The sequence below is a fragment of the Caballeronia sp. DA-9 genome (assembly GCF_051615025.1).
In the GTDB taxonomy this organism is placed as follows: Bacteria; Pseudomonadota; Gammaproteobacteria; order Burkholderiales; family Burkholderiaceae; genus Caballeronia; species Caballeronia sordidicola.
In genome coordinates, this window is sequence record NZ_CP195133.1 from 1,300,819 (window position 1) to 1,324,774 (window position 23,956).

General features: G+C 60.4%; 22 protein-coding genes and 1 tRNA gene. 9 read left to right on the top strand and 14 right to left on the bottom strand.

Translation table 11 applies throughout. From position 1 onward, the window contains the following. Positions 1-16 precede the first annotated feature (16 nt). A complete protein-coding gene (locus ACRWA7_RS22015) occupies positions 17-280 on the bottom strand; it encodes a hypothetical protein (protein WP_075360448.1) in 264 nt (87 codons plus the stop codon). 232 nt (positions 281-512) lie between these two features. Continuing rightward, positions 513-1,733 carry a JmjC domain-containing protein gene (locus ACRWA7_RS22020; RefSeq protein WP_438396034.1) on the bottom strand — a complete coding sequence of 407 codons (1,221 nt, stop codon included), beginning with the start codon at positions 1,731-1,733 and terminating at the stop codon, positions 513-515. 33 nt (positions 1,734-1,766) lie between these two features. Here ACRWA7_RS22020 and ACRWA7_RS22025 point away from each other — a divergent pair, with 33 nt between their 5' ends. Continuing rightward, entirely contained in the window at positions 1,767-2,306 is a 540-nt protein-coding gene (locus ACRWA7_RS22025; RefSeq protein ID WP_060816871.1) for an FKBP-type peptidyl-prolyl cis-trans isomerase, read from the top strand. A gap of 66 nt (positions 2,307-2,372) precedes the next feature. On the opposite strand, the gene ACRWA7_RS22030 is transcribed toward ACRWA7_RS22025, so the two are convergent. From ACRWA7_RS22030 to ACRWA7_RS22050, 5 genes are all read right to left on the bottom strand, one after another. Beyond that, positions 2,373-3,788 carry a hypothetical protein gene (locus ACRWA7_RS22030; protein WP_438396036.1) on the bottom strand — a complete coding sequence of 472 codons (1,416 nt, stop codon included), beginning with the start codon at positions 3,786-3,788 and terminating at the stop codon, positions 2,373-2,375. Further along, positions 3,751-6,384, bottom strand: coding sequence for a DNA mismatch repair protein MutS (gene mutS / locus ACRWA7_RS22035; protein WP_438396742.1), 2,634 nt, complete (start codon positions 6,382-6,384; stop codon positions 3,751-3,753). The genes ACRWA7_RS22030 and mutS overlap by 38 nt, the downstream gene beginning before the upstream one ends. 305 nt (positions 6,385-6,689) lie before the next feature. Further along, the gene (locus ACRWA7_RS22040) at positions 6,690-7,058 is read right to left on the bottom strand and encodes a DUF883 family protein (RefSeq protein ID WP_060816869.1); all 369 of its coding nucleotides are present in this window, start codon (positions 7,056-7,058) and stop codon (positions 6,690-6,692) included. Positions 7,059-7,172: 114 nt separating this feature from the next. Continuing rightward, positions 7,173-8,471, bottom strand: coding sequence for a lysophospholipid transporter LplT (lplT, locus tag ACRWA7_RS22045; RefSeq protein ID WP_060816868.1), 1,299 nt, complete (start codon positions 8,469-8,471; stop codon positions 7,173-7,175). A 187-nt stretch (positions 8,472-8,658) separates the two neighbouring features. Then, positions 8,659-9,459 (bottom strand): inositol monophosphatase family protein, encoded by an 801-nt coding sequence (locus ACRWA7_RS22050; protein ID WP_438396038.1) that lies wholly within the window; start codon positions 9,457-9,459, stop codon positions 8,659-8,661. A 315-nt stretch (positions 9,460-9,774) separates the two neighbouring features. Here ACRWA7_RS22050 and ACRWA7_RS22055 point away from each other — a divergent pair, with 315 nt between their 5' ends. Continuing rightward, positions 9,775-10,614: an RNA methyltransferase gene (locus ACRWA7_RS22055; protein ID WP_438396039.1), complete on the top strand. Its 840-nt coding sequence runs from the start codon at positions 9,775-9,777 to the stop codon at positions 10,612-10,614. A 160-nt stretch (positions 10,615-10,774) separates the two neighbouring features. After that, entirely contained in the window at positions 10,775-11,560 is a 786-nt protein-coding gene (gene cysE, locus ACRWA7_RS22060) for a serine O-acetyltransferase (RefSeq protein ID WP_438396041.1), read from the top strand. On the opposite strand, the gene ACRWA7_RS22065 is transcribed toward cysE, so the two are convergent. From ACRWA7_RS22065 to ACRWA7_RS22080, 4 genes are all read right to left on the bottom strand, one after another. Then, the gene (locus tag ACRWA7_RS22065; RefSeq protein WP_438396043.1) at positions 11,557-12,375 is read right to left on the bottom strand and encodes a UDP-2,3-diacylglucosamine diphosphatase; all 819 of its coding nucleotides are present in this window, start codon (positions 12,373-12,375) and stop codon (positions 11,557-11,559) included. The genes cysE and ACRWA7_RS22065 overlap by 4 nt on opposite strands. Next, on the bottom strand, positions 12,375-12,869 hold the full coding sequence (locus ACRWA7_RS22070) for a peptidylprolyl isomerase (protein ID WP_438396044.1): 495 nt from the start codon (positions 12,867-12,869) through the stop codon (positions 12,375-12,377). Before ACRWA7_RS22070 ends, ACRWA7_RS22065 begins: the two co-directional genes overlap by 1 nt. Before the next feature lie 75 nt (positions 12,870-12,944). Continuing rightward, on the bottom strand, positions 12,945-13,526 hold the full coding sequence (locus tag ACRWA7_RS22075; RefSeq protein WP_060816862.1) for a peptidylprolyl isomerase: 582 nt from the start codon (positions 13,524-13,526) through the stop codon (positions 12,945-12,947). A gap of 89 nt (positions 13,527-13,615) precedes the next feature. Beyond that, positions 13,616-14,470 (bottom strand): tetratricopeptide repeat protein, encoded by an 855-nt coding sequence (locus ACRWA7_RS22080; protein WP_060816861.1) that lies wholly within the window; start codon positions 14,468-14,470, stop codon positions 13,616-13,618. A gap of 479 nt (positions 14,471-14,949) precedes the next feature. On the opposite strand from ACRWA7_RS22080, the gene cysS reads away from it, so the two are divergent. The 6 genes from cysS (at position 14,950) to ACRWA7_RS22110 (ending at position 22,033) form a co-directional block, all read left to right on the top strand. Next, positions 14,950-16,365, top strand: coding sequence for a cysteine--tRNA ligase (gene cysS, locus ACRWA7_RS22085; protein ID WP_438396048.1), 1,416 nt, complete (start codon positions 14,950-14,952; stop codon positions 16,363-16,365). A 44-nt stretch (positions 16,366-16,409) separates the two neighbouring features. Beyond that, complete coding sequence (locus ACRWA7_RS22090) at positions 16,410-17,501, top strand: DNA-3-methyladenine glycosylase family protein (protein WP_060816860.1); 1,092 nt, start codon at positions 16,410-16,412, stop codon at positions 17,499-17,501. Between the two features lie 118 nt (positions 17,502-17,619). Then, positions 17,620-18,591, top strand: coding sequence for an acetyl-CoA carboxylase carboxyltransferase subunit alpha (locus ACRWA7_RS22095; protein ID WP_060816859.1), 972 nt, complete (start codon positions 17,620-17,622; stop codon positions 18,589-18,591). A gap of 42 nt (positions 18,592-18,633) precedes the next feature. Further along, a complete protein-coding gene (tilS, locus tag ACRWA7_RS22100; protein ID WP_438396049.1) occupies positions 18,634-20,085 on the top strand; it encodes a tRNA lysidine(34) synthetase TilS in 1,452 nt (483 codons plus the stop codon). A 400-nt stretch (positions 20,086-20,485) separates the two neighbouring features. Then, complete coding sequence (locus ACRWA7_RS22105) at positions 20,486-21,736, top strand: aspartate kinase (RefSeq protein ID WP_438396052.1); 1,251 nt, start codon at positions 20,486-20,488, stop codon at positions 21,734-21,736. 203 nt (positions 21,737-21,939) lie between these two features. Then, positions 21,940-22,033 (top strand) — tRNA-Ser (locus ACRWA7_RS22110). Between the two features lie 46 nt (positions 22,034-22,079). Here the strand turns inward: ACRWA7_RS22110 and ACRWA7_RS22115 are convergent. The 3 genes from ACRWA7_RS22115 to ACRWA7_RS22125 all read right to left on the bottom strand — a co-directional run bounded on the left by ACRWA7_RS22115 (position 22,080) and on the right by ACRWA7_RS22125 (position 23,852). Further along, entirely contained in the window at positions 22,080-22,526 is a 447-nt protein-coding gene (locus tag ACRWA7_RS22115; protein ID WP_438396054.1) for a helix-turn-helix domain-containing protein, read from the bottom strand. A gap of 2 nt (positions 22,527-22,528) precedes the next feature. Next, a complete protein-coding gene (locus tag ACRWA7_RS22120) occupies positions 22,529-22,834 on the bottom strand; it encodes a DUF4258 domain-containing protein (protein ID WP_438396056.1) in 306 nt (101 codons plus the stop codon). A gap of 235 nt (positions 22,835-23,069) precedes the next feature. Further along, positions 23,070-23,852, bottom strand: coding sequence for a helix-turn-helix domain-containing protein (locus ACRWA7_RS22125; RefSeq protein WP_438396058.1), 783 nt, complete (start codon positions 23,850-23,852; stop codon positions 23,070-23,072). Between the last annotated feature and the right edge of the window lie 104 nt (positions 23,853-23,956).

A 23,956-nucleotide genomic window follows, 5' to 3' on the forward strand; every position in this document is an offset into this window, starting at 1 on the left:
CCTCTGACTGTGTTGCTTACTGGCTCGCGCCCGAAGCGGCAGCAGCCGGAGCAGCAGCGTCCGATGCCGTTGCAGCAGCCGAAGCTGCGTCGCTTGCAGCAGCCGTAGCGCTCGATGCTGCGTCCGTTGCGGAAGCCGCAGCGTCCGAAGCAGCAGCAGCCGGTGCCGAAGCAGCCGACGTATCGCTAGCAGCGCCCGGAGCAGCCGTATCGCTAGACTTGTTGCATGCAGCAAGAGCAACAGCAGCCAACAGGGATGCTACGAGGAGAGATTTCTTCATGATCACGTCCTTTTATGGTTAAAGGTAAGCAACAGCGCAAAGTACCGGTAATGTGTGCTCCAACACCGACCCAGGCCGTTGTGGACTCACATTATGTATGGTTGTGAGACTTCCTACGGCTTGGGCGGAAATTATATGCACTTTCGTATCGACCGTCGATCAAAGCGGGGACAATACGTTGTCTTTCTCATACATTTTTAAAGCGTGGAACAGCAAGACAGCTCAAACAACACTAGGCGTCTGCGTCGACTTGTATCCAGCCCGCACAATACCACTCGTGCAGTAGCACTGTCATTGACGAATCCCCAGAGAGTGTTACAAACCGTTTCCCCTCCAGATATCGCTTGTCGGCCAGTTCCGGCAGCCATTTTCTGGCTTTCGGCGACATTAATGCGCGTTCGCCATTCAGAAAATAAGCGTGCTTGTCATAAAGCAGCACGGTTTTTTTATCGAGCTTCAAACCGGACTGCTTCGCACGCTCGATAAACCGTTTTTCATTCAACGGGCGCTGCGGCGGATCAAATACGACATTCGCCTTCGGTTCACTCAGGTAACTCCCGAGAAAATCGGCAACGTCTTTTTCATTCCATTGAATATCCGCAAGGATCGCGCCTACCCGCTCCACGAGCAGCGGCGGCAATAGGGCGGGGTTCACCACGGCCGGTTGCGACGGATCCCGGTAACGTTGTTCGCTCTTGCCACGCAAGCCGGTCACGTCTTCCATGCGCTCGGCCAAGTGATACAGGAACTGCCCGGACAGTTCGGCCGCTGACGGCGCCCGAAAGCCGATGGAGCAGGTCATGCATTCGCCCTCGGCCACGCCGTCGTGAGCAATATGGGGCGGCAAATACAGCATGTCTCCGGGTTCCAGCACCCATTCTTCGGTCGCTTCGAAGTGCTGTAAAACTTTCAATGGCAATCCCTCTTTTAGCGAAAGATCGCGCTGCGCACCGAAGCGCCAGCGCCGTTTGCCATGAACCTGGAGCAGGAAGACATCGTAGGAATCGAAATGCGCGCCAACGCCGCCCCCGTCGGTCGCGTAAGAAATCATGAGGTCGTCAAGGCGCGCGTCGGGAATAAATCGGAAGCGGTCCAGCAGCGCGCGGGCGCGGTCGTCGTGCAGGTTCACCCCTTGCACGAGTAATGTCCAGTCACGCTTTTTTACGGATGGCAATTCATCCGGTGCGAACGGGCCGTGCTCCATTGCCCAGGATTGGCGAAAATGGGTGATCAGGCGCGATTCGGCGTCGTCGTTGTCGGCGAGTTCGAACAGTTCGTCGCGGGACAAGGGCGCTTGAATGCCGGGAATCGCCTGACGGATCAGCAGCGGCTTTTTCTGCCAGTGCCGGCGCATGAACTGGGCGGGCGTGAGGCCGCCAAGAAGGGTTGCAGGTTCGTCGGGAAGCGGCACCGCGAAAGGACTTGAGGGAACGTTAGGGGACCGCGCTGGCATCGTATAATTGAGGCTTGTATCTTGGAGAATCCAATGAAAATCGCAAAAGACACCGTCGTATCAGTCGCCTATAAGCTCTCTGACGCACATGGCAACCTGATCGAGGAAAGCGACGAGCCGATGGTCTATCTGCACGGCGGCTATGATGGCACGTTCCCCAAGATCGAGGAAGCGCTCGACGGTCAGGAAGCCGGCTATCAGACGCAATTGCAGCTCGAACCGCAAGATGCGTTCGGCGAGTACGATCCTGACCTCGTCAAGGTAGAGGAACGCGGCCGCTTTCCAGAGCCGCTCGAAGTTGGCATGCAGTTCGAAGGAACGCCGGAAGATGGCGAGGACGAACTCGATTCGCTGATCTATACGGTCACCGACGTCGCGGAAGATAAAGTCGTGCTCGACGGCAATCATCCGCTTGCCGGCATGGCGTTGCGCTTTGCATTGAACGTGCAGGAAGTGCGTGAAGCCACCGAGGACGAAAAAGAGCATCAGCATGCGCACGGCCTGGACGGTCTCGAAGTCCTCGACGAGGACGACGAAGAACCCGGCAAGGACGCGGGTCCCACCTTGCATTGAGGCGCTGATCTCGTCAGTAAAAGTGCGGAATAGAACAGGGCGCAGGCATGATGCTGCGCCTTTGTTTCATTGCGCGCCGCCTGGATTGGATGTGCTGCTTGCTGGCGTCGCCGCATTCGAAGGCACGCTCAGGATTGGAGGCAAAGCCGGCGCTGGAGTAGCGGGAGTCAGCAGGGGCGGAACCTGAGGTGCGGCGTTGGACGCCGGGTTGTCATTGTTCGGTGCAACTGACGGATGTTGCTGCAGGGGTTGCGCAGGCTGGACAGGTTGCATTTGCTGAAAAAACGATGATGGTCCCGGCGCACCGTCCTCTACGGCTGGAAAAGACGACACAGCCGGAGTCGACGCCTGGCTTGCACCCTGGACGGTTGCCGGAGCCTGCGTATTCGGCCGGGCGATCACGTCGCGCACACGAACGCGAAAGGGTGGTCGCCAATTCAGATCGGACTCCACCTCAAGCCATTGCGAGTGCGGGTTTTTCAACCCGATTGCTATACGTGTCAGATTCGTGATCACGGCGCCCTTGTCATTGCGCAAGGGCTGATCGATACGAAAGCCTTTGGGAAGAGGCGTGTCGGAACCGTGAATCACGATCATCGGACCACGAAACGACTCGGCGGCTTTTACCAGGCTGCGCTTAAGTTCGAGAAAACCATCGCGTGTGGTGTCGCCCCGGGAAAAGCGCAACCACGCGAAACGATCGCGCCGTTCGTAGCGTGCGAAATCCGGGTCGCCTTGAAGGATCACCACGATTGCGTGCATGTCGGCGCGACGCGCGTTTTCGACTGCGTGTTCGATCCAGAAAGCATTGGCGACCGAGCGATCCTCGAACTCGCCGTTGCGTCCGCCGGCAGTCAAATAATGATTGTTCGGTGAGGGCGCGTTCAAGCCTATGAACGCAATCCCGTTCGCCTGCCATCGGACATTTTCCCGGAAGGGGCGAAAGCGTGCGACGTCACTTTCGCGGATCACGTTCATGGGCGTCTGGCCGAGGGAATTCGAATCGCCAAAGAACAACTGGCGGATAAAGTCGAGCCGTTCGACCGGATCGTAACTGCCTGCCCGGGGCAGATTGCACGATGCCCAGTCGTTGCCGCCAGGCAGCAGGATGACGGGTTTGCGCGAGCTATCGAAGACTTGTTGGCGCGCGTTGTACAAGGCGTCCCGGCAGGGCTCCGCTTCGCTCTTGAGATTGCCGTCGTAGACCACGAACGACGTATTTCGCTCGCGTCCGATCGCATCGAGCATCTGTTGCAGCGCGGTTTCGCCGCCCGGTTTGTCGAGCACGTTCGAGGCAATCGCGAAGCTCATGGGCTGGGCTTCGGCATGCGCGGACTGCGATGCCACGGCTGCCCCGATAGCCGCGATGCAAACGACCACACGAGCGGCGATGAACGTACGCGACATGTGCCGCGTGCGAAGCCACTGAGCGCGAACCCCGCAGTTATCGAGATGCATCCGGAGCGTGCGACGCCAGCTCATGTAGTTCGTACAGCAGATCGAGTGCGTCGCGCGGGCGCACGTCGTTAGGATCGATTGCGCGGAGCCGGTCGAGCGCCGGATGAAGCGCCGCTGGCTCATCGCGCGCCTCGGCCTCAGTGAGATCGGCGTGGCTGGCGAGATCCACAGGCGGCGGTGCGAACAAGTCGAATTGCGGCGAAGCCTGTCCAATGGACTGCTGCTCCAGATGCGCCAGATGCTTTCTGGCAGCCTTGATCACCGCTGGCGGGACGCCGGCGAGTTGCGCCACTTGCAAGCCGTAACTCTGGTTCGCCGGCCCCTCGTTGACCGCGTGCAAGAACACAATGCCGTGATCGTGCTCGACCGCCGAGAGATGCACGTTCGCGGCATGCGCAAACTCGGCTGGCAACTGTGTCAACTCAAAGTAATGCGTGGCGAACAACGTGTGGCAACCGTTGTGCGAGAGAAGATGCCGCGCAATTGCCCAGGCGAGCGCGAGGCCGTCGAAGGTGGACGTGCCGCGGCCAATCTCGTCCATCAGCACGAGACTCGAGGGTGTTGCGTCGTTGAGAATGGCCGCGGCCTCGGTCATCTCGACCATGAAGGTCGAACGTCCGCCCGCGAGGTCGTCGGCCGCGCCAATGCGCGTAAAAATCCGGTCGACGGGACCAAAGCTCGCACGTTTCGCCGGCACATAACTGCCGACATAAGCGAGCAGCGCGATCAACGCCGTCTGGCGCATGAACGTCGATTTACCGCCCATGTTCGGGCCGGTGATCAGCAACAGCTTGCGCTCGGTGTGCAGGCAACAATCGTTGGCGATGAACTGCTCGACCTGCGCTTCGACGACCGGATGACGGCCCTGTTCAATATCGATTCCGGAGTCGTTTGCAAAGTCTGGTGCGACCCAGTCGAGCGCAAGCGCGCGTTCGGCGAATGCGCTCAGCAGGTCCAGTTCAGCGAGCGCCGCGGCCACGCGCTGGCAATCGCCAATATGCGGCAGCAGCGTTTGCAGCAGCGCGTCGTAAAGCATGCGCTCCCGGGCAAGCGCACGGTCTTGCGCGGACAGCGCCTTGTCCTCGAAAGTCTTCAGTTCCGGCGTGATGTAACGCTCGGCGTTCTTGAGCGTCTGGCGGCGCCGGTAATCGTCCGGGACCTTTTCCGTCTGGCCGCGCGTGACTTCAATGTAGAAGCCATGCACCTTGTTATATTCGACGCGCAGGTTTGCGATACCCGTACGTGCGCGCTCACGCGTTTCCAGGTCGATCAGGAACTGGTCGCAGTTCTCCGAAATGTCGCGCAATTCGTCGAGGTCAGCATCATAACCGCGTGCGATCACGCCGCCGTCGCGAATCAAAACGGCGGGTTCGCGGGCGATTGCGCGAGTCAGCAGTTCGAGACATTCCGGCGGCGGCTCGAGCGAGGTATCGATATGATCAAGCCGTTCTGCATGAATCTTGACCGGAGCAAGCCGTTCGCGCAATTGCGGCAGGGCCGCAAACGTATCGCGCAGGCTCGAGAGATCACGGGGCCGCGCCGACAGCAGCGCAAGCCTGCCCGTGATTCGTTCGATATCCGAAATCTGGCGCAGCGCCGCGCGCAGTCCGTCGAGGCTCGCGTTGGGAGGTGCGTCGAGCAATGCGCCGATTGCACGCTGCCGTGCCTGTGCGATGGCCGAATCGCGCGGCGGATGATGCAGCCAGTGACGCAGCAAACGGCTGCCCATGGTCGTGCAGCAGGTATCGAGCAGAGAACACAGCGTCGGCGATTCCGTGCCGCGCAGCGTCTCGGTCAATTCGAGATTGCGTCGCGTGGCGGGGTCCAGTCCGATGTACTCTGACTCGTACTCGACCTTCAGGCTACGGACGTGCCGCAGTTGCTGACCTTGTGTCGCGGCGGCGTATAACAGCAACGCGCCGGCTGCCCCGCATGCACACGTCAGTGAATGGGCGCCGAAACCGTCGAGACCCGCGACATCGAGTTGCTCGCACAGGCGCTGGATACCGGAATTGATATCGAAATGCCACGCGGGCACGCGCGTGGTCGCGCCAATGTTCGGTACCTGGAATGGCGCGTTCGCTTCCGAAAAGGAATCCGCCATCAGCGTCTCGGCTGGCCGGATGCGTTCGAGCGCGGCGCTCAACTGGTCCGGTGCGACTTCGGCAAGACGCAACGCACCGCTCGCAAGATTAAGCCACGCGAGCCCGACGCTCGTCACTACACCACGACGGTTGTGCGTGGGACACAGCGCCAACAGGAAGACGTCGTTCTTGTCGGAAAGGAGGGCGGCGTCCGTCAGCGTGCCGGGCGTCACCACGCGCACGACCTTGCGTTCGACCGGTCCCTTCGATGTCGCCGGATCGCCGATCTGCTCGCAAATGGCGACCGATTCACCCAGCTTCACGAGTTTCGCCAGATACTGCTCGCACGAGTGATGCGGGATGCCGGCCATCCTGATCGGGTTGCCGCCGGACGCACCGCGCTGGGTCAGGGTCAGGTCCAGCAGGCGTGAGGCTTTTACGGCGTCGTCGAAAAACAGCTCGTAGAAGTCGCCCATGCGATAGAACACGAGCGTACCCGGATGCTCCGCTTTTATGCGCAAGTACTGCTGCATCATGGGCGTGTGATGCGACAGGTCGACTGTCGCAGCGGAGTCGGGGCCGATGCGATGCGAGTCGTGTGCCGAGGAGGAAACGGAGGTTTGAGTGCCCATCGTGATTGCGTGATTTTGCGAATGTCCAAGGGCACGAGTGTACCGCGTTGGGGGCGGCACGAACCCCTGACCAGGTGGCTAACGAAGACATTCATTCACTCGTCACGAGCGTTCGCTGGCCAGATCTGCCGTCGCGTCAAGACGTTCTCATCGCGTTTACGCAAAAACGCCGGCAAGCCGGCGTTTTTTCCTCGATTTGGCTTCTGCTTTTACGAACGTCCCGCCAGGAAACCGACCAGCAGCGCCAGACCCGCGACCGCGCCCAGCGTATGCCACGGCTTTTCGTGGACGAACTCGTCGGCGTAACCGGCGGCGTCGTTCAGACGCTCCGCAATCGCCGAGGACGAGCCGTCGAACTGCGAACGTGCCGCCTTAAGCTTCGCCTGCAAATCCTTGCGCAACTGGTCCACATTGACATCTTTCGCATCGCGGATCGAACTGTCGAGCTCGTCGAGCAATCCACGCAGCTGCGTGCTGGCCGAATCGACCACGTCGCTTGCGCCACGCACAGCACGTCGGCCGACTTTGGCGGCGTCATTGATGTTGCTATCGAGTGTAGAACGTGTAAACAGACCCATTTGCAGCTCCTTTGACGTATCCCTGGTTTGTATCGGTCCGCGCATCCCGCTGCGCGGCTTTTAGGCAATCGAACAGAGCATCCAGCACATATCGTTCCCGCACCTTGCGTTTTATCACTCTTCGACCAGTGAGCCAAGGTCCACTGTGCGCTCGTTGCGAGCGTGCCGCCGCATTGCCAGTCCCATCATCAGGCAAATAAAGACGCCGAAGACCACGATGATCCATTCCACCGGTAATCGGGTCGTGAGCAGGAGTGCGTAAGCGCCGAGCATCGATAAAACCGCAAGGTTCTGGTTGAAGTTCTGCACGGCGATCGACGCTCCCGCGGACAAAAGCGTCGCGCCACGATGCTGCAGGATCGCATTCATTGGTACGATAAAAAAGCCCGACAACGCGCCAAGCAGGATCATCAGCGGGTATGCACCAAGGATATAGAGCGGCGCAAACAGCGGCCCGATGTGCACGCCGGAACCGGCCGGGAACAGATCCTTGTTGTAGAACGCCATGCAGATGGCGACCGCGCCGGTCACCAGTCCCACCGGCAGCACCTTGAGCGAACTGCGCAACGGCACCCACGCCGCCGCCGCGCCCGCGCCGATCGCAATGCCCAGGCCCGTCACGCCTTGCAGCACGGCCGCTTTCGATAAGGACAGGCCCAGGTTCGCGTCAGCCCATTTGAGGACGAGCAGTTGCAGCGTCACGGCGGCGCCCCAGAGCAACGTGGTCACCCACAACGCAATCTGCGCGAGCTTGTCGCCCCACAAGACCTTGAACGCATGCGTGAAATCGCCGACGAGTTTCGACGGCTCCTTCAGCCGGTTCCGATACCGCGCGCCGGTGTCGGGAATGCCGATGTTGATCACGGCGGCGAGCGCATACACCACCATGACCGCGAACATGGCGGCGTCGGCGGCGGAGCGGATCAGCACGAGGTGCGCCGCGCTGACGATATGCCCGACATACTGGCTGACGAGCGCCCCTCCGATCACCGTCCCGAGAATGGTCGAACCCACAGTCGCCGATTCCAGCCACGCGTTGGCCGGGATAAGCTTCTCGGGCGGCAGAAGTTCGGTGAGGATGCCGTATTTGGCGGGTGAATAGGCGGCCGCACCGAGACCGACGACACCGTACGCGATCATCGGATGCACGCCGAGGATCATCAGCGCGCAGCCTCCAGCCTTCAGCGCATTCGAGATGAACATGACGTGGCGTTTTTGCATGGAGTCGGCGAACGCGCCCACGAACGGCGCGAGCAGTACATACGATATCGTGAAGAAAATTTGCAGCAGCGGCGTGACCCATGACGCGGAATGCATCACCGAAAGCATTGCGATGGCGGCAATGAGCAGCGCGTTGTCGGCAAGCGACGACACGAACTGCGCGGCTATGATCGTATAAAAGCCTTTTTTCATGTGGCGGGCAGGGCGGCAGCAAAAGAGGAGGGAGTGCCGCGAGCGGCCGAACGGAACACTTTAGCGGAGCCGGCCGCCGTGCGCAGGAACGCCGGCGAACCGGGGAGCAAACCTCATTGCCTGTACGCCGACAGAATTCCCTGCGCCAACGAAAAAGGCGGCCACAGCCGCCTTTGTTTCTCAACCGTTACGCGTTGGTTCGCGTGGTGGTGAACGGATCAAGGATCTTGATCATTTGCGCATAGACCTTCGGGTTTGCCGCGACGATCTCGCTCTTGTGCAGGAAGTCCGACTCGCCCGTGTAGTTGCCGACCAGTCCGCCAGCTTCGGTGATCAGCAAGCTGCCTGCGGCCACGTCCCATGCGCTGATGCCTTGTTCGAAGAATGCGTCGAGGCGGCCCGCCGCCACGTTTGCCAGATCCAGCGCGGCCGCACCCGGGCGTCGCAGTCCGGCGCACGCTTCGGTCATCTCCTTGAAGAGCTTGCCGTATGCGTCGAGTCCGTCACCATTACGAAACGGGAAACCCGTGCCAACGAGGGCATCGGCGAGACGATCCAGCTTGCCCACGCGAATACGCCGCTCGTTCAGGTAAGCACCGGAGCCGCGCGAGGCGGTGAACAGGTCGTTGCGGGTGGGATCGTAGACGACTGCCTGCGTGATGATGCCCTTGTGGACGAGCGCAATGGAGACGCAGTAGTACTGGAAGCCGTGAATGAAGTTGGTCGTGCCGTCGAGCGGATCGATGATCCACTGGAACTCGGAGTTTTTGTCCATTTCGCCCGATTCCTCGGCAAGAATGGAGTGCTTCGGATAAGCGGTCGTCAATGTTTCGATGATCGCGGCTTCGGAAGCCTTGTCGACTTCCGTCACGAAGTCGTTGTGCTGCTTCTTGCTGACCTCGATCCGGTCAAGGTCGAGCGACGCGCGGTTGATGATCTGTCCGGCGCGGCGGGCGGCCTTGACAGCAATATTGAGCATTGGATGCATGAATAGAGTCCTTTGCCCGGCGGCTGCGCTCCACGCAATGCGCGTGAAGCCGGAACCCCGAGCGGAACATGCCCAACCGGCGGGCAAAAATACACGTGCAATGACGTGTATTGACGGCAACGAATTGAAGAAGAGCGATGCACGTGCCTTTTTCAAACCGCGATTCTGGTTGAAAACCCGCAAATTGCAGCAAAAAGCGCGTGCGAACAGCGTATTTTACCCGAGTTGGCCAACGCGCGGGTCGGGAGCGTTTCGAATAAATGTGACCGCATCCGGCGGTATCCGAGGTCGTCCCAAATGCGTTGTGGCGATACCATGACGTTTTCCCGTTCTCTTTTGCAAGCGTTCACCCTCTTGAACACGAACCTTTCCCCGGCCCGACCTTCCGATCAACCCGTCGATACATTCGCATCGACCCGTTTCGTGCTTGTCGAGCCGAGCCATCCGGGCAATGTCGGCGCGGCGGCGCGCGCGCTCAAGACCATGGGATTTTCCCGGCTGATCGTGGTCGCGCCGAAAATCCCGTTCGTCACACGCGAGCCGGAAGCCATCGCGATGGCTTCCGGCGCTGACGACGTGCTGGCATCGGCGCAAGTAGTCGAAACACTCGCCGATGCACTTAGCGGCGTTCATTGGTCCATCGCGCTCACGGCCCGCACGCGGGAATACGGACCGCCGCAGATGGCTCCGCGCGCGGCCGTGCAGAAAGCGTGCGAGCAGGGTGAGGGCGGCGGCGCGATTGCGCTCGTATTTGGCAATGAACGCGTGGGGCTATCGAATGCGGATGTCGAGCGATGCAGCGCGCTTGCCCATATTCCGGCCAACCCGGCGTATAGCTCGCTCAATCTGGCGCAGGCGGTTCAGGTTCTGGCCTATGAGTTGCGGCTTGCGTTGCTCGACCGGGCCGCGGCAACGCCGGCAACGTGCGCCACTTCTGCTGCGAGCACCACGGCGAGCGCGCCGATCGACGAGATCGAGGGCATGTACAGTCATCTCGAGCAGGCGCTCGTTGCGCTCGATTTCCTTGATCCGGCCAATCCGAAGAAGCTGATGTCGCGGTTGAGGCGCCTCTTTTCGCGCTCGGGCCTGGAGCACGAGGAAGTCAATATCCTGCGCGGAATTGCCAAGCACATTCTTTTGCGGATCAAGCGGTAGCGAATCGCTGACCGCTTTGCCAGCGTGGGCATAAAAGCGCGCCCCGGCAGCTCGTCCTACAATCTGCAAAAGCAAGCTATCGATTCCCGAATTCGTGCTGAGCCGAACGGCGGCGCACGTTCGCGATAAACCCCCGCAGATCACTGACCGAGCCACCGCCATGTTCAACCGACTTCGCGAAGACATTGCCGCCATCCGCGAGCGCGATCCCGCCGCCCGCAGCGGTTGGGAAGTCGCGACGTGTTATCCGGGCTTTCACGCGATCGTCCTGCACCGGATTGCTCATGTGTCATGGATGTCGGGCGCGCGCTGGCTCGGACGCTTCGTCTCGCAGTTCGCGCGATTCATGACGGGCATCGAAATTCATCCGGGCGCGACGCTTGGGCGGCGCGTGTTTATCGATCATGGCATGGGCGTCGTGATCGGGGAAACAGCGGTGATCGGCGACGACTGCACGATCTACCAGGGCGTCACGCTTGGCGGCACGTCGCTCGCGCGCGGGGCCAAGCGGCATCCGACGCTCGAACAAGGCGTGATCGTCGGCGCGGGTGCAAAAGTGCTCGGCGCATTCACGGTCGGCGCGCAGGCAAAGATAGGTTCGAACGCGGTGGTGGTGAAACCCGTTCCGGCAGGCGCCACGGCAGTGGGCAATCCCGCGCGTGTGGTCATGCCCGCGGCCGCAAGGCCAGCTCAAAAGGACTGCGCGCCTGAGCGCCCGGCTTTTTGCGCCTATGGCATTACGCCGAACGCCGATGATCCCGTATCGCTCGCAATCCACGGCCTGATCGATCATGCATCGACGCAAACGCATCGCGTGGATGAGATCGTTGCGGCGCTGGAAAAGCTGGGTACGCGCATTGATGCGATCAGCGGGGTGGAGAACGCCGCGTTCATTGACCTGAAGCGGCTGTCCGATGTCATGAAAGGCGAAGCCGCGCGCCGTTAGACGCTTGCTTCCAGCGGCAGCGCCCGAATCCCGTTGGCGTCCACGCGCAAATAACCGCCGCGTGGCTCGCCATGATCGAGTTCCCAATCCGGTATGACCCACCGGACGCCATCGTTTTCACGATGCCGCGCGGGCAGATGCGTGTGGCCGTGAATCATCGTGCGCGTGCCCGTGTTCGCAAACAGTTGCGCCACGGCTTCCCGGGTCACGTCATATTTGGCTTGCGCGGGACGCATCCGTCCATCTTCGCTGGTCGAGCGCATGCGCTCCGCAATCGATAAACGCAGCTTCAGCGGCAAGCTCAGGAACATCCGCTGCGCGACCGGGTTTCGCGCGAAGCGTCGAAAACGCTGGTACGCGGGGTCGTCGGTGCACAGCGCGTCGCCATGCGCGATCACGATGCGTGTTCCGAACGCGGTGATCACGAACGGATCGGGCAACGGCATCGCGCCGGCCGCGCGCATGAAGCGCTTGCCGAGCAGGAAATCGCGATTGCCGTGCATCACATACAAGCCGATGCCACGCTCGGACAACGTGTGCAGCAGCGCCGTCATGCGCCTTGCAAATGCAGCGCGCGGACCGGGAACGGATGCATCCAGCACGTCGTCTCCAACCCAGAATTCGAACAGGTCGCCGAGGATGAACACCGAGTCGGCGTCGTTCGCCGTCACTTCCATGAAATGTTCGAACGCTGCCACGGTATGTGGAATGGCGTCGCTCAAATGGAGATCGGAAATGAAAAACAGCGGGCGCGCTGTAGCTTTCGCGCCCGCTGTTTCCAATGAATCGATCACACCGTGCGTCAAGTCAGTCATTAACCAACGACGACAGCCTTCTCGATTACGACGTCATCCGCCGGCACGTCCTGATGAAAGCCCTTCGAGCCGGTCTTCACCTTGCGGATCTTGTCGACAATGTCCATGCCGTCCACGACCTTGCCGAACACCGCGTAACCCCAGCCTTGCGACGTCGGCGCAGAGTGGTTCAGGAACTCGTTGTCGCCCACGTTGATGAAGAATTGCGCGGTCGCCGAATGCGGATCGTTGGTGCGCGCCATGGCGACCGAACCGACTTCGTTTTTCAGGCCATTGTTGGCTTCGTTGTCAATGGGCGCGTCCGTCGGCTTTTGCTTCATGCCCGGTTCGAAGCCGCCGCCCTGGATCATGAAGCCGTCGATCACGCGATGGAACACGGTGTTGTCGTAGTGGCCTTTCTTCACGTAGTTCAAGAAATTCTCGACTGACTTCGGCGCCTTCTCGGCGTTCAGTTCGATCTTGATGATGCCGTGATTCGTATGGAGTTCGACCATGATGAATTACTTTCCTGTTCAAGAGTTGATGGAGCATTACGCGACGCGCACGGCGTATGCCTGCCGCTACTGCTTTTACTTGCCGACCACGCTCGCCGACTCGATCACGACATTCGATTGCGGCACATCGCCCATGGGTCCGCGCGTGGTGGTGGGTGTGGCTTCGATCTTCTTGACCACGTCCATGCCCGAGATCACCTTGCCGAATACGGCATAACCGTTGCCGTCGCCGTTGGGGTAATCGAGGCCGGTGTTGTCGACGGTATTGATGAAGAACTGCGACGTGGCCGAATTCGGATCGCTCGTACGGGCCATCGCGAGGGTGCCGGTGCTGTTCTTCAAGCCGTTCTTGCTTTCGAGCGGAATGGGCGCGCGCGTGGGCTTCTCAGCAAAGCTCGTGGTGTACCCGCCGCCCTGGATCATGAAGCCCGGAATCACACGATGAAAAATCGTGCCGTTGTACTGCCCGGACTTCACGTAGTCGAGAAAGTTGGCGACGCTCTTGGGCGCCTTCTCAGGATAAAGCTCGACCTTGATGTCGCCTTGCGATGTCTTGAGCAGCACGTTCGGATGCGCGGCTGCCGGTGACGACTGGGCAAAAGCAGGCGCCTGGGCGATAAGTGCGGCGCTGCCGAGCGCCAACAACAAACTTTTCATGAGCAATCGATCCTCTGGTTGGAGCTGCATCGTGTGATGGCTCGTACGGGTTTTCAGACCTCGCGGCCTGGAAGTCCGTACAGGCCGGATCACGGTTTCGCGGAAGGTGCGAAGTAAGGCGTGTTCGAGAGCGGCACGCTCGGTCCACCGAAAGGCGAATAGAGCGGGGCGGACATGTCGGTCGAGGACGAAGACGAGCCGGTTGTGCCGGTATTCGGGCCGCTCCAGTCGCTGTTGCTCGATGTTCCCGACGACGCCACCGGCGCGGAAGCCGCTGACGTTGACGACGCCGAGGAAACGCCCGATGCGCCGGAAGCCGCCGCCGCGGCTGCAGCAGCGGCCGCTTCCGGACGACGTCGCGGCGGCGGCGAGACGATCTGCTGAATGCTGTTCACGCGCTGCGCGGTCAGCGGGCTTCTCGATCCCAGCGTCTGAGCGCGCTTGTACGATTCGCTTGCGAGCCGCAGATACAGGTCGCCGAGATTCTCGTACGCGAGCGCATAACTCGGATTTGCCTTCGTGGCGGTTTCGAGCGCGACGCGTGCTTCGTCGTAGCGGCCTTTCTTTGCGTAGAGCGCGGCAAGGTTGTTGTACGGCTCCGGCAACTCCGGATACGTTTGCGTGAGCTCCGTGAACGCAGTAATGGCTTCGTCGTCGCGATTCAGGCGAGCCAGCACGGTGGCGCGCTTGAATTTCGCCTGCACGTCGCGCGGATTCGTCTTGAGGCGCGCGTCCAGTTGCGCGAGCGCGCTCGGCCATTGCTTCTGCGCAATGGCGGCGTCGATGGCGGGCGTGTCATCGGCGGTGGCGGTGGAGACTTGCGCAAGTGCCGGCATGGTCGGCCACAACGTTGCGCCAACTCCGAATACGATGGTGGCGGCGGTTGCAAGTGCGGTCGCCGCGAGCTTGGCAACGCTTGGTACGCGGCGGCTTGAAGGTTTCATAGGCTCGTTTCTGAATGTTATACTCCGGCCCATTCTAACAAAACGTCCGCAACGTTCCGACGAACGTCAGGACAGTCTTTACGCCACTCGCGGCCGCCTCCGTTTCGATTCGCATGACCGGGGTGTTGTTGCGGTGCTGCGATCCTGGTTCCCGGGCTTCTCATCCGGTCGCCATCGGGTTCCCATCGTTCCGGTTTCCAGCCGAACATGTCTTCGTCCTTATGCGTTCGTCATTATGTTGTTGCCGGTCAAGCTGTCGTTCTAGTTCTTGTCGCTGGTCGACGGCTACCTGTAGCATGATCGTCTCGGTGCCGACCTTGCGGTTCGCGCGGTTTGTGCAGGCACTTGTGTGACTCGCAGCAACGCCAAGGCGCGCTGACGAATCTGTGGAAACTGTGGAATCTATGATTACGCAGCATGCTCGCCAAATCGGCCAGCAATCGAAACATTCGGATGTCCCGGCCCACGCACCATCGTTTATGAACTCATTGCGCATCTACAACACGCTCGCGCGTGACAAGCAACCTTTTGTGCCGCTCCGTGCCGGAGAAGTGCGCATGTATGTCTGCGGAATCACGGTGTACGACTACTGTCACGTCGGGCACGCGCGCATGATGATCGTGTTCGACATTGTCCAGCGGTGGCTTCGCACGATTGGTTACGACGTGACATACGTGCGCAACATCACGGACATCGACGACAAGATCATTCGCCGCGCCGTGGAGAACGGCGAGCCGATCAAGACGCTGACCGCGCGGTTCATCCAGGCCATGTACGACGATCTCGACGCCCTGGGTGTCGAGCGTCCCGACCATGAACCGCGCGCGACCGATTTCGTGCCGCAGATGCTCGGCATGATCGAGACGCTCGTGAACAACGGTTACGCGTATCAGGCGAGCGATGGCGACGTGAACTACGCCGTGCGCAAGTTCGAGGGCTACGGCAAACTGTCCGGCAAGTCGATCGAAGACCTGCGCGCGGGCGAGCGCGTGGCCTCCAACGATGCGAAGCAGGACCCGCTCGACTTCGTATTGTGGAAGCGGGCGAAAGAGGGAGAACCGCCTGATACGGGCTGGGACTCCGCCTGGGGGCGTGGGCGGCCGGGCTGGCACATCGAGTGTTCTGCTATGGGATGCACGCTTCTGGGCGATCGCTTCGACATCCACGGTGGCGGCCAGGACCTGCAGTTTCCGCACCATGAGAATGAAATTGCGCAGAGCGAGGCGGCAACCGGCGTTCAGTTCGTGAACTACTGGATGCATAACGGCTTTGTGCAGATCGACAGCGAAAAGATGTCGAAGTCGCTTGGCAACTTCTTCACCATTCGCGAAGTGCTTGAAAAATTCGATGCGGAAGTCGTGCGCTTTTTTATTGCGCGGGCACACTATCGGTCGCCGCTCAACTACAGCGACGTTCATATAGATGATGCACGTGGGGCGCTCACGCGCTTGTACACCGCATTGAAAGACGTGAGCCCGGACACGGACCCGCTCGACTGGAACGAAGTGCATGCGCAACGTTTCCAGGCCGCCATGAACGACGACTTCAATACGCCTGTCGCGATTGCGGTGCTGTTCGAGCTGGCAAGCGAAGTGAATCGCTCGCAGGACGCGGTACTTGCGCGGCAGTTGAAAGCGCTTGGCGGCGTGCTCGGCTTGTTGCAGCGCGAGCCGCGCGCGTTCCTTCAGGATGCGCCGGGCAGTAGCAGGAATAACGGCGAGGAAGGCGCGGTCGGCCTCACGCCTCTCGATATCGAGACGAAGATCGCTGCTCGCGTTGCTGCGAAGCAGGCGAAGAACTATGCCGAAGCAGACCGGATTCGCGCTGAGTTGCTCGAAGCCGGAATTGCACTTGAAGACAAACCGGGTGGGTCGACCGAATGGCGTCGCAGTTGAACGTCTTTCGTATTCTCTGATCGACTCACCAGGCAGGAGGCATGATGGCAACGGCCAGAAAGACGCCGGCTAAACGAGCCGCGTCCGGAAGTACCGCAGCGACCGAAACGACGGTCGCGCGGCGTGCAAAAGTGAAGACGGCGACGGCGTCCAAACCCCTGGGCAAGCGGCTCAATGGTACGGCTGACGATGTGCCGGTCAAGGCGGCATTGAAGAGACGGGTCGCCAATGGCGCCGCGCATGATGACGCGCCAGCACCCAACGGCACCGTGCGCGCGCGCAAGACGGCGCGTGCGGCCGTGTCCAGGACATCGCTCAAGAAAGGGAACGGCGAGGGCGCAAAGGCACTCGACGTGAAAGCCACCGAAGCCGATGTCACTGCTGACGCCGCGCAAGCGCTCGTGCGCGACCCGCAGGCCGATGGCGAAATCGTCCGCAAATCGCGCGCGATCACGACCGATAAAGCTGTCGCTGCGAAGACGGTGCCGGTGCAGACACCTGGGCTTTCGCCCGAAGCGGCACGTCCCGAGTATTGGGACAAGGCGTGCGCGGATCTCGTCAAGCGCGACCGGATTCTCAAGAAGCTGATTCCGAAGTTCGGCCCGGTGCATCTGGTGAATCGCGACGATCCGTTCACTACATTGGCGCGTTCCGTTGTCGGTCAGCAGATTTCGGTGGCCTCCGCGCAAGCCATCTGGAAGCGCGTGGAAGGCGCATGTCCCACGCTCGCGCCGCAACAGTTCATCAGGGTGGGGCCGGCGAAGCTGCAGTCGTGCGGCTTATCGAAGAGAAAGTCCGAATACATTCTCGATGTCGCGCAGCATTTCGTGTCGGGCGCATTGCACGTCGACAGCTGGACGTCAATGGAAGACGAAGCGGTGATCGCGGAATTGACGCAGATCCGCGGTATCGGGCGGTGGACCGCGGAAATGTTCCTGATCTTCAACCTGTCGCGCCCTGATGTCCTGCCGCTCGACGACCTGGGCCTGATTCAGGCCATCAGCGTCAACTATTTCAGCGGTGAACCCGTCACGCGCAGCGAAGCACGCGAAGTCGCGGCCAACTGGGAGCCGTGGCGAACCGTCGCGACCTGGTATATGTGGCGCAGCCTCTATCCCGTGCCAGCCGACCACTGACGTGCGCGCCCACGGTCGTCACGCTATTAATATCCTATAATCGATAGTTTCGACCCGAAATTTAGTGAGGCCGGCGCGGTTAGAATACGCGCTGCCCGATGCTCTAGGATTCGAACATATGAAGACCACTTTTCTGGATTTCGAACAGCCGATCGCTGAACTCGAAGCGAAGATCGAAGAATTGCGCTTCGTTCAGGACGATTCCGCTGTCGATATTTCGGAAGAAATCGAGCGGCTGTCGAAGAAGAGCCAGCAACTCACCAAAGACTTGTACGCGAACCTGACTCCGTGGCAGGTTTCTCAGATCGCGCGCCATCCACAGCGCCCGTACACCCTCGACTATGTGAACGAACTCTTCACCGATTTCCACGAACTGCATGGCGACCGTTCGTATGCTGACGACCTGGCCATCGTCGGCGGTCTGGCGCGGTTCAACGGTCAGGCCTGCATGGTGATCGGACAGCAGAAGGGGCGCGACACGAAAGAGCGCGCAGCGCGCAATTTCGGCATGCCGCGCCCTGAGGGATATCGCAAGGCTGAGCGCCTGATGCGTCTGGCGGAGAAGTTCGGCCTTCCGATCTTCACGTTTATCGATACACCCGGCGCGTATCCCGGAATTGGCGCCGAAGAGCGCGGCCAGTCGGAAGCAATCGGCCGCAACCTGTACGTGATGGCTGAACTGAAAACGCCGATCATCGCTACCATCATTGGCGAAGGCGGTTCCGGCGGCGCGCTGGCGATTGCCGTGGCGGATAGCGTATTGATGCTGCAATTTTCAACGTATTCGGTGATTTCACCTGAAGGCTGCGCATCCATCTTGTGGAAAAGCGCGGCGAAAGCGCCCGAAGCGGCCGAAGCGCTGGGATTGACTGCGCACCGGTTGAAGGCGCTGGGGCTGATCGACAAGATCGTAAATGAGCCGCTTGGCGGCGCGCATCGCGATCCGAAAGGCATGGCCGCATTGCTGCGCCGTGCATTGGCCGACACGCTGCGCCAGTTCCACGGCATGAACGCACTCGATGTCCGTGCGCGTCGTTTCGACAAGCTCATGGCGTACGGCAAGTTCAAGGAAAACCTGCCGGGCGCGTGAGGTGAAAACCTTCGCTCACCGTGGTGCAGGAAAGCGATTCCTGTGACTTCCGATTCCGAAACGCCCGCCAGCCGCCTCGTGATCGATGCGGTGCGCGCGGCGTTGGCCAATCTGCCGGCATCGGCTGACAGTCCCATAGCCGTCGCGTTCAGCGGCGGTCTCGATTCCACCACGTTGCTCGATGCCGCCGTCCGTTGTGCGGGCGAGGCGCGCGTGATCGCGTTGCACGTTCATCACGGCTTGAGCCCGAACGCCGATGCCTGGGCCGCGCACTGTCACGCGTTCGCCCGGGCGCTGGGCGTGCGGTTTGCATCGCGTCAGGTCGATGTCGTGCGTGAAGGTGGCGAAAGTCTTGAAGCGGCGGCGCGTGATGCGCGGTATCGGGCGCTTGACGCGCTATGCGACGAGCAGGGCGCCACCACGTTATGGCTCGCGCATCATGCTGACGATCAGGCGGAGACCGTGTTGCTGCAATTGCTGCGCGGCGCGGGCGTGGCGGGGCTCGCCGCCATGGCGCCGCAGCGCGCCGACGGACTGTCCGTGCCGCGCGTGCGCCCCTTGCTGCATGTATTGCGGGCGCAACTGGAGCATTACGCACACCAGCGCGACCTGCGCTGGATCGACGACGAATCCAACACCGATACCCGCTACGCCCGCAACGCGTTGCGTCATGATGTCCTGCCGGCGCTCGCCGTGCACTTCCCTGGTTTTCGCGATGCGCTTGCACGGACCGCATCGCACGCGGCGTCGGCGCAACGGTTGCTGGATGAGCTTGCGCGCATCGACTTGCAGTCGGTCACGCAAACGGACGATGAAAACGCGCTGACGTTGCCGGCCGTGCTCGCCCTCGACGACGAACGCGCGGTCAACCTGCTGCGCTACTGGATGCGTGCGCTCGGATTGCAGGCGGCGTCGGCGGCGCGCATGGGCGAGATCTTGCGTCAATTGCGCGATGCCGCCACTTCCCGCAATGGCCATGCGTTGCGTATCGATCATGCGGGACATTGTTTGCGGGTGTATCGCGAGTGCATCTTCTGGGAGACGGGCGACAGCGCCGATCCCATGGATCTGGACAATGGCGTTGAAGCGCCGCGTACTGCGAGCAGACTCGACTGGACCGGTGAAACCATCTGGCGTTTGCCCGAGTGGCGCGGCACTTTCGTGTTTGCGCCGGTGACTGAAGGAGACACCGAAGCCAGCGCTCTTGCCGATGCTGTTCCCGAAGCCACGCTGCGCGCGGAGCCGCTTACCGTGCGTTCGCGTGTGGGAGGCGAGCGCGTGCGCTTGTCGGCGCAAGGACCGAGCCGCACGCTCAAGAACCTGTTTCAGGAGCAGGGCATACCGGGCTGGAAACGCGATGTGCCGCTTCTGTTCTCGGGCGAGACGCTATTGTTCGTGCCGCTGATCGGAGTCAATCGGGCGTGCTGGCAACCGGACCATGCAAGCGGTCCTTGGCGGCATATAACGTGGCAGCCGGATCTCGTGATCGCCTGAAGCGAGGCGTCTCTGCACAGGGGCCGGATCGTGAAATCAACCGGTAAAATTTTACTTTTGCAGGCGTCGGGAAGCTGCCGATCCAAGTCGGTTTGCCCGTTTTGGCTTGTGTTTTAGCCCCCGATCGGGTACGTTTACCGGTTTCCCGCATCGCCTTTCAAGCAGCTTTTCCGTCCAGAAGACGCGTTTTTAGCCGCTGGAATTGCATTTTGCGCGTGAGCGAACCTTGCGCGCGCGGCAACCGCGTTTCGTCGTCACGCTTAAGTCGTCGATCGCACCAGAGCAGATTTCGCCCGAACCCAGGCTCGAGGCCGACTTCTGACGCAATACGTGAACCACGTGCGGTACGCGGCGCATTACACGGCGCGCAGCGCGGCTTTTCCTCCAGTTCAAAACGACAATGGCACTCATCGTACATAAATACGGCGGCACTTCGATGGGCTCGGTCGAGCGCATCAAGAACGTCGCCAGGCGCGTCGCCAAATGGCACAAGGCCGGGCACAAGATGGTCGTGGTCCCGTCGGCCATGTCCGGCGAAACGAACCGCCTGCTTGGCCTCGCGCGCGAAATCACCACGAACCCCGACCCGCGCGAACTCGACATGATTGCCTCGACGGGCGAACAGGTCAGCGTCGGCCTGCTGGCCATCGCGCTGCATGCCGAAGGGCTCGAAGCCGTCAGCTATGCGGGCTGGCAAGTTCCCATCAAGACAGATAGTGCGTTCACGAAAGCGCGCATCAGCGACATCGACGGTACGCGCGTGCTTGCCGATCTCGACGCGGGCAAAGTCGTCGTCATCACCGGCTTCCAGGGCGTCGATCCGGAAGGCCATATTGCAACGCTCGGCCGCGGCGGCTCGGATACGTCGGCGGTGGCCATCGCGGCCGCAATGAAAGCCGATGAATGCCTGATCTATACGGACGTCGACGGTGTCTACACCACCGACCCGCGCGTGGTGGAAGAAGCGCGCCGTCTGGATCGCGTGACGTTTGAAGAAATGCTGGAAATGGCGAGCCTCGGATCGAAGGTGCTGCAGATCCGTTCGGTGGAATTTGCCGGTAAATATCAGGTGAAGACGCGTGTGCTGTCGAGCCTGACAGACCCGATGATTCCTCTCGAAACCGAAATGCGCTCGGGCACCCTGATTACTTTTGAAGAAGACGAGACCATGGAAAAAGCTGTTATCTCGGGCATCGCATTCCAGCGCGACGAAGCGCGTATTGCCGTAATGGGCGTGCCCGACAAGCCGGGTATTGCGTACCAGATCCTGGGTCCGGTGGCGGATGCGAACATCGATATCGACATGATCATCCAGAACACGAGCGTGGACGGCAAGACCGACTTCACGTTCACGGTGGGCCGCGGCGATTACGCGCGCGCCATGGAGATCCTGACGAACCAGGTGAAGGAACACGTGAAGGCCGAGCAGGTTCGCGGCGACCCGAAGGTGTCGAAGGTATCGGTAGTCGGCGTTGGCATGCGGTCGCACGTGGGCATTGCCAGCACGATGTTCCGTACGCTGGCGGAAGAGGGCATCAATATCCAGATGATCTCGACCTCCGAGATCAAGATTTCCGTGCTTATCGACGAAAAGTACACCGAGCTTGCGGTACGTGCGTTGCACAAGGTGTTCGAGCTCGATCGCGCCTGATGGCCCGGGCTGGTCCCGACAGGAACGAATAGCAGTAAACCCGGTTCTTTGTTGCAGTTGAAGCCATGATGCGTGCTGCTTTTGATGCGCATCTGCAAGCAGTCAGCAACACGAAAAATTTTGTCTCATGAAATTGACCGGTAGCTGCTAACCCGCTATCATCTTGGCTTCGTCGCGCTGACTCCCGCGCGGCAGAAAGTGCAGGAGACGTGGCCGAGAGGTTGAAGGTACTCCCCTGCTAAGGGAGCATCTGGGCTAAAACCTGGATCGAGGGTTCGAATCCCTCCGTCTCCGCCAGAAGCATGCAAACCCCCGTAAGTTTTTGACTTACGGGGGTTTTGTTTTAAGTCACGGATTCTTCCTCTTCGTGCTGCCAGCCTTTTTCAGTCTCACGCATGACGATTGTCAGTGCCCTTTCGGTCACATTGAGCGCTTCGACAAGATCTTTGACTTTCTGATTGCCTCCGGCGTGTTCCATGTAGATAGCGCGCATGGCGAACTCAGCGAGCTTGGGCAGTGGCACTTGTTTCTTTTCCCATTTCGCAACCGCTTGGTCGGTTATGCCCATCAAGCGTCCAACCGACGTTTGCGATAGACACAGCGCTTGTCGCAGATAACGGAACTCCTCTGCGCTCAGCGGTGAACGCTTGCTTGCAAGTGCGAGGCAGATGGCCTTGATCAGGCCATCCAGATCGTGAAACGAAACGCCTGGGCCAAATTCGGTGTCGTGCTCTTCATAGCCGTTCGCCAAGACAATGTTGGTCAAGCCGCCATCGGTGTAGCTGTACATTGTTATTCCTCTCTGTCCCTGTCAAATGCCGTGACGACTACGGTGCGCGTGGCGTTCATATCCGTCACGGCGGCAATGACCTTGATTTCGTCCCCGCCGCAGTCGTACTCCATCCGGCACTTTGTATGGCCGCTTGGTGTAAGTGCAGGAGGACGGACAATACGCCCACGACGCAGCGTTTCCAGCACCATGGCTTTCGTAATGCATCGTGCTGCCATCATCTCGTCCGCATGCCTCGTGAAGATCACATTGATGGTGTTTTGCGCTATCTCATGAATGAGGTTTTCCCAATCCCGGTTAGTTGCCATAATCTATAAAAAGTATAGGTTGTTGTGGTTGAAAACACAACCGAAACTTTCATGTCGGTTGCCTCACCCGCGCCGAGGCTTGACCTATACACTCGCCTGCCCGATGCGATTCTGGCAAGTCACCAATGTGCACATTGATGAGATTTGACGCGCGTGTACGCTCAAGGGGCAGCGCCCGGGTCTTGAGCGCGACTCCTTGAATACTGGGGCAATTGGTTAGTTAAGCTATCGAGCGCTACCGTTTCAATGCTGCGGCCGTGGCTTCGTCGGCGGGGAAAAACATCTCGATGGCCAATTCCGAGAGCGTCACATCAATCGGTGTGCCAAATATCAGGGTGGTGCTGATGAACGACAAGTTTCCCGCCGCCGTGCTCAGCACAAATGGAATGGCAATAAATGATGTCATCGTCCGTTCGTCACTGACTTCCCCTGGATAGCTCGACAACTCTTCGCGTAACGCGACCAGTTGTGTATCGCCACTCGCTCGTATCTGGCCGTCGAGACGTTCGAGCAAGTGCCTTCGCCATTGTCCGAGATTCACGATCTTCGACGCCAGCCCCAGCGGATGAAGACTCAAGCGCAGCACGTTGACAGGTGGCTTGAGCAGGGCCGCGTCGGCATCGGCGATAAGCGCCGCAACCGCACCATTCGCCAATATCAAATTCCAGTGCCGGTCGATCGCAAGCGCGGGATACGGCTCGTGTCCCTTTAACACCTGCTCCATGGCGAGTCGCGCGGGCGCCATCGATTGATCGTCGAGCGAACGTTCCTGGAAGACGGGCGCGAAACCGGCTGCCGCAAGCAATTGATTACGCTCGCGCAGCGGGACATCGAGGTATTCGGCCAGACGCAATACCATCGCGCGGCTAGGCGCGGCGCGCCCGGTTTCGATGAAACTAAGATGCCGGCTCGAAATCTCCGCTTCATTTGCGAGCAAAAGCTGGCTCATGCGCCGCCGTTCGCGCCAATGCTTGATCAAGCTGCCGATAGACACGGCCGTCGAGGTCAGTGTGTTCATGTGCTTACCTTAGCAAAGCGCCGTGCGCGCAGCCATTACCTCGCGCGTAATCGACACGCGGCATGTCTCTCCCGATGATGACTTCCAGACCGCGCCGCGCCGAC

Bases quoted from the DNA above. Each gene is read 5' to 3' on its own strand.
- ACRWA7_RS22015 (WP_075360448.1), bottom strand. From the start codon at position 280: ATGAAGAAATCTCTCCTCGTAGCATCCCTGTTGGCTGCTGTTGCTCTT.
- ACRWA7_RS22020 (WP_438396034.1), bottom strand. From the start codon at position 1,733: ATGCCAGCGCGGTCCCCTAACGTTCCCTCAAGTCCTTTCGCGGTGCCG.
- ACRWA7_RS22025 (WP_060816871.1), top strand. From the start codon at position 1,767: ATGAAAATCGCAAAAGACACCGTCGTATCAGTCGCCTATAAGCTCTCT.
- ACRWA7_RS22030 (WP_438396036.1), bottom strand. From the start codon at position 3,788: ATGAGCTGGCGTCGCACGCTCCGGATGCATCTCGATAACTGCGGGGTT.
- mutS (WP_438396742.1), bottom strand. From the start codon at position 6,384: ATGATGCAGCAGTACTTGCGCATAAAAGCGGAGCATCCGGGTACGCTC.
- ACRWA7_RS22040 (WP_060816869.1), bottom strand. From the start codon at position 7,058: ATGGGTCTGTTTACACGTTCTACACTCGATAGCAACATCAATGACGCC.
- lplT (WP_060816868.1), bottom strand. From the start codon at position 8,471: ATGAAAAAAGGCTTTTATACGATCATAGCCGCGCAGTTCGTGTCGTCG.
- ACRWA7_RS22050 (WP_438396038.1), bottom strand. From the start codon at position 9,459: ATGCATCCAATGCTCAATATTGCTGTCAAGGCCGCCCGCCGCGCCGGA.
- ACRWA7_RS22055 (WP_438396039.1), top strand. From the start codon at position 9,775: ATGACGTTTTCCCGTTCTCTTTTGCAAGCGTTCACCCTCTTGAACACG.
- cysE (WP_438396041.1), top strand. From the start codon at position 10,775: ATGTTCAACCGACTTCGCGAAGACATTGCCGCCATCCGCGAGCGCGAT.
- ACRWA7_RS22065 (WP_438396043.1), bottom strand. From the start codon at position 12,375: ATGACTGACTTGACGCACGGTGTGATCGATTCATTGGAAACAGCGGGC.
- ACRWA7_RS22070 (WP_438396044.1), bottom strand. From the start codon at position 12,869: ATGGTCGAACTCCATACGAATCACGGCATCATCAAGATCGAACTGAAC.
- ACRWA7_RS22075 (WP_060816862.1), bottom strand. From the start codon at position 13,526: ATGAAAAGTTTGTTGTTGGCGCTCGGCAGCGCCGCACTTATCGCCCAG.
- ACRWA7_RS22080 (WP_060816861.1), bottom strand. From the start codon at position 14,470: ATGAAACCTTCAAGCCGCCGCGTACCAAGCGTTGCCAAGCTCGCGGCG.
- cysS (WP_438396048.1), top strand. From the start codon at position 14,950: ATGAACTCATTGCGCATCTACAACACGCTCGCGCGTGACAAGCAACCT.
- ACRWA7_RS22090 (WP_060816860.1), top strand. From the start codon at position 16,410: ATGGCAACGGCCAGAAAGACGCCGGCTAAACGAGCCGCGTCCGGAAGT.
- ACRWA7_RS22095 (WP_060816859.1), top strand. From the start codon at position 17,620: ATGAAGACCACTTTTCTGGATTTCGAACAGCCGATCGCTGAACTCGAA.
- ACRWA7_RS22105 (WP_438396052.1), top strand. From the start codon at position 20,486: ATGGCACTCATCGTACATAAATACGGCGGCACTTCGATGGGCTCGGTC.
- ACRWA7_RS22115 (WP_438396054.1), bottom strand. From the start codon at position 22,526: ATGTACAGCTACACCGATGGCGGCTTGACCAACATTGTCTTGGCGAAC.
- ACRWA7_RS22120 (WP_438396056.1), bottom strand. From the start codon at position 22,834: ATGGCAACTAACCGGGATTGGGAAAACCTCATTCATGAGATAGCGCAA.
- ACRWA7_RS22125 (WP_438396058.1), bottom strand. From the start codon at position 23,852: ATGAACACACTGACCTCGACGGCCGTGTCTATCGGCAGCTTGATCAAG.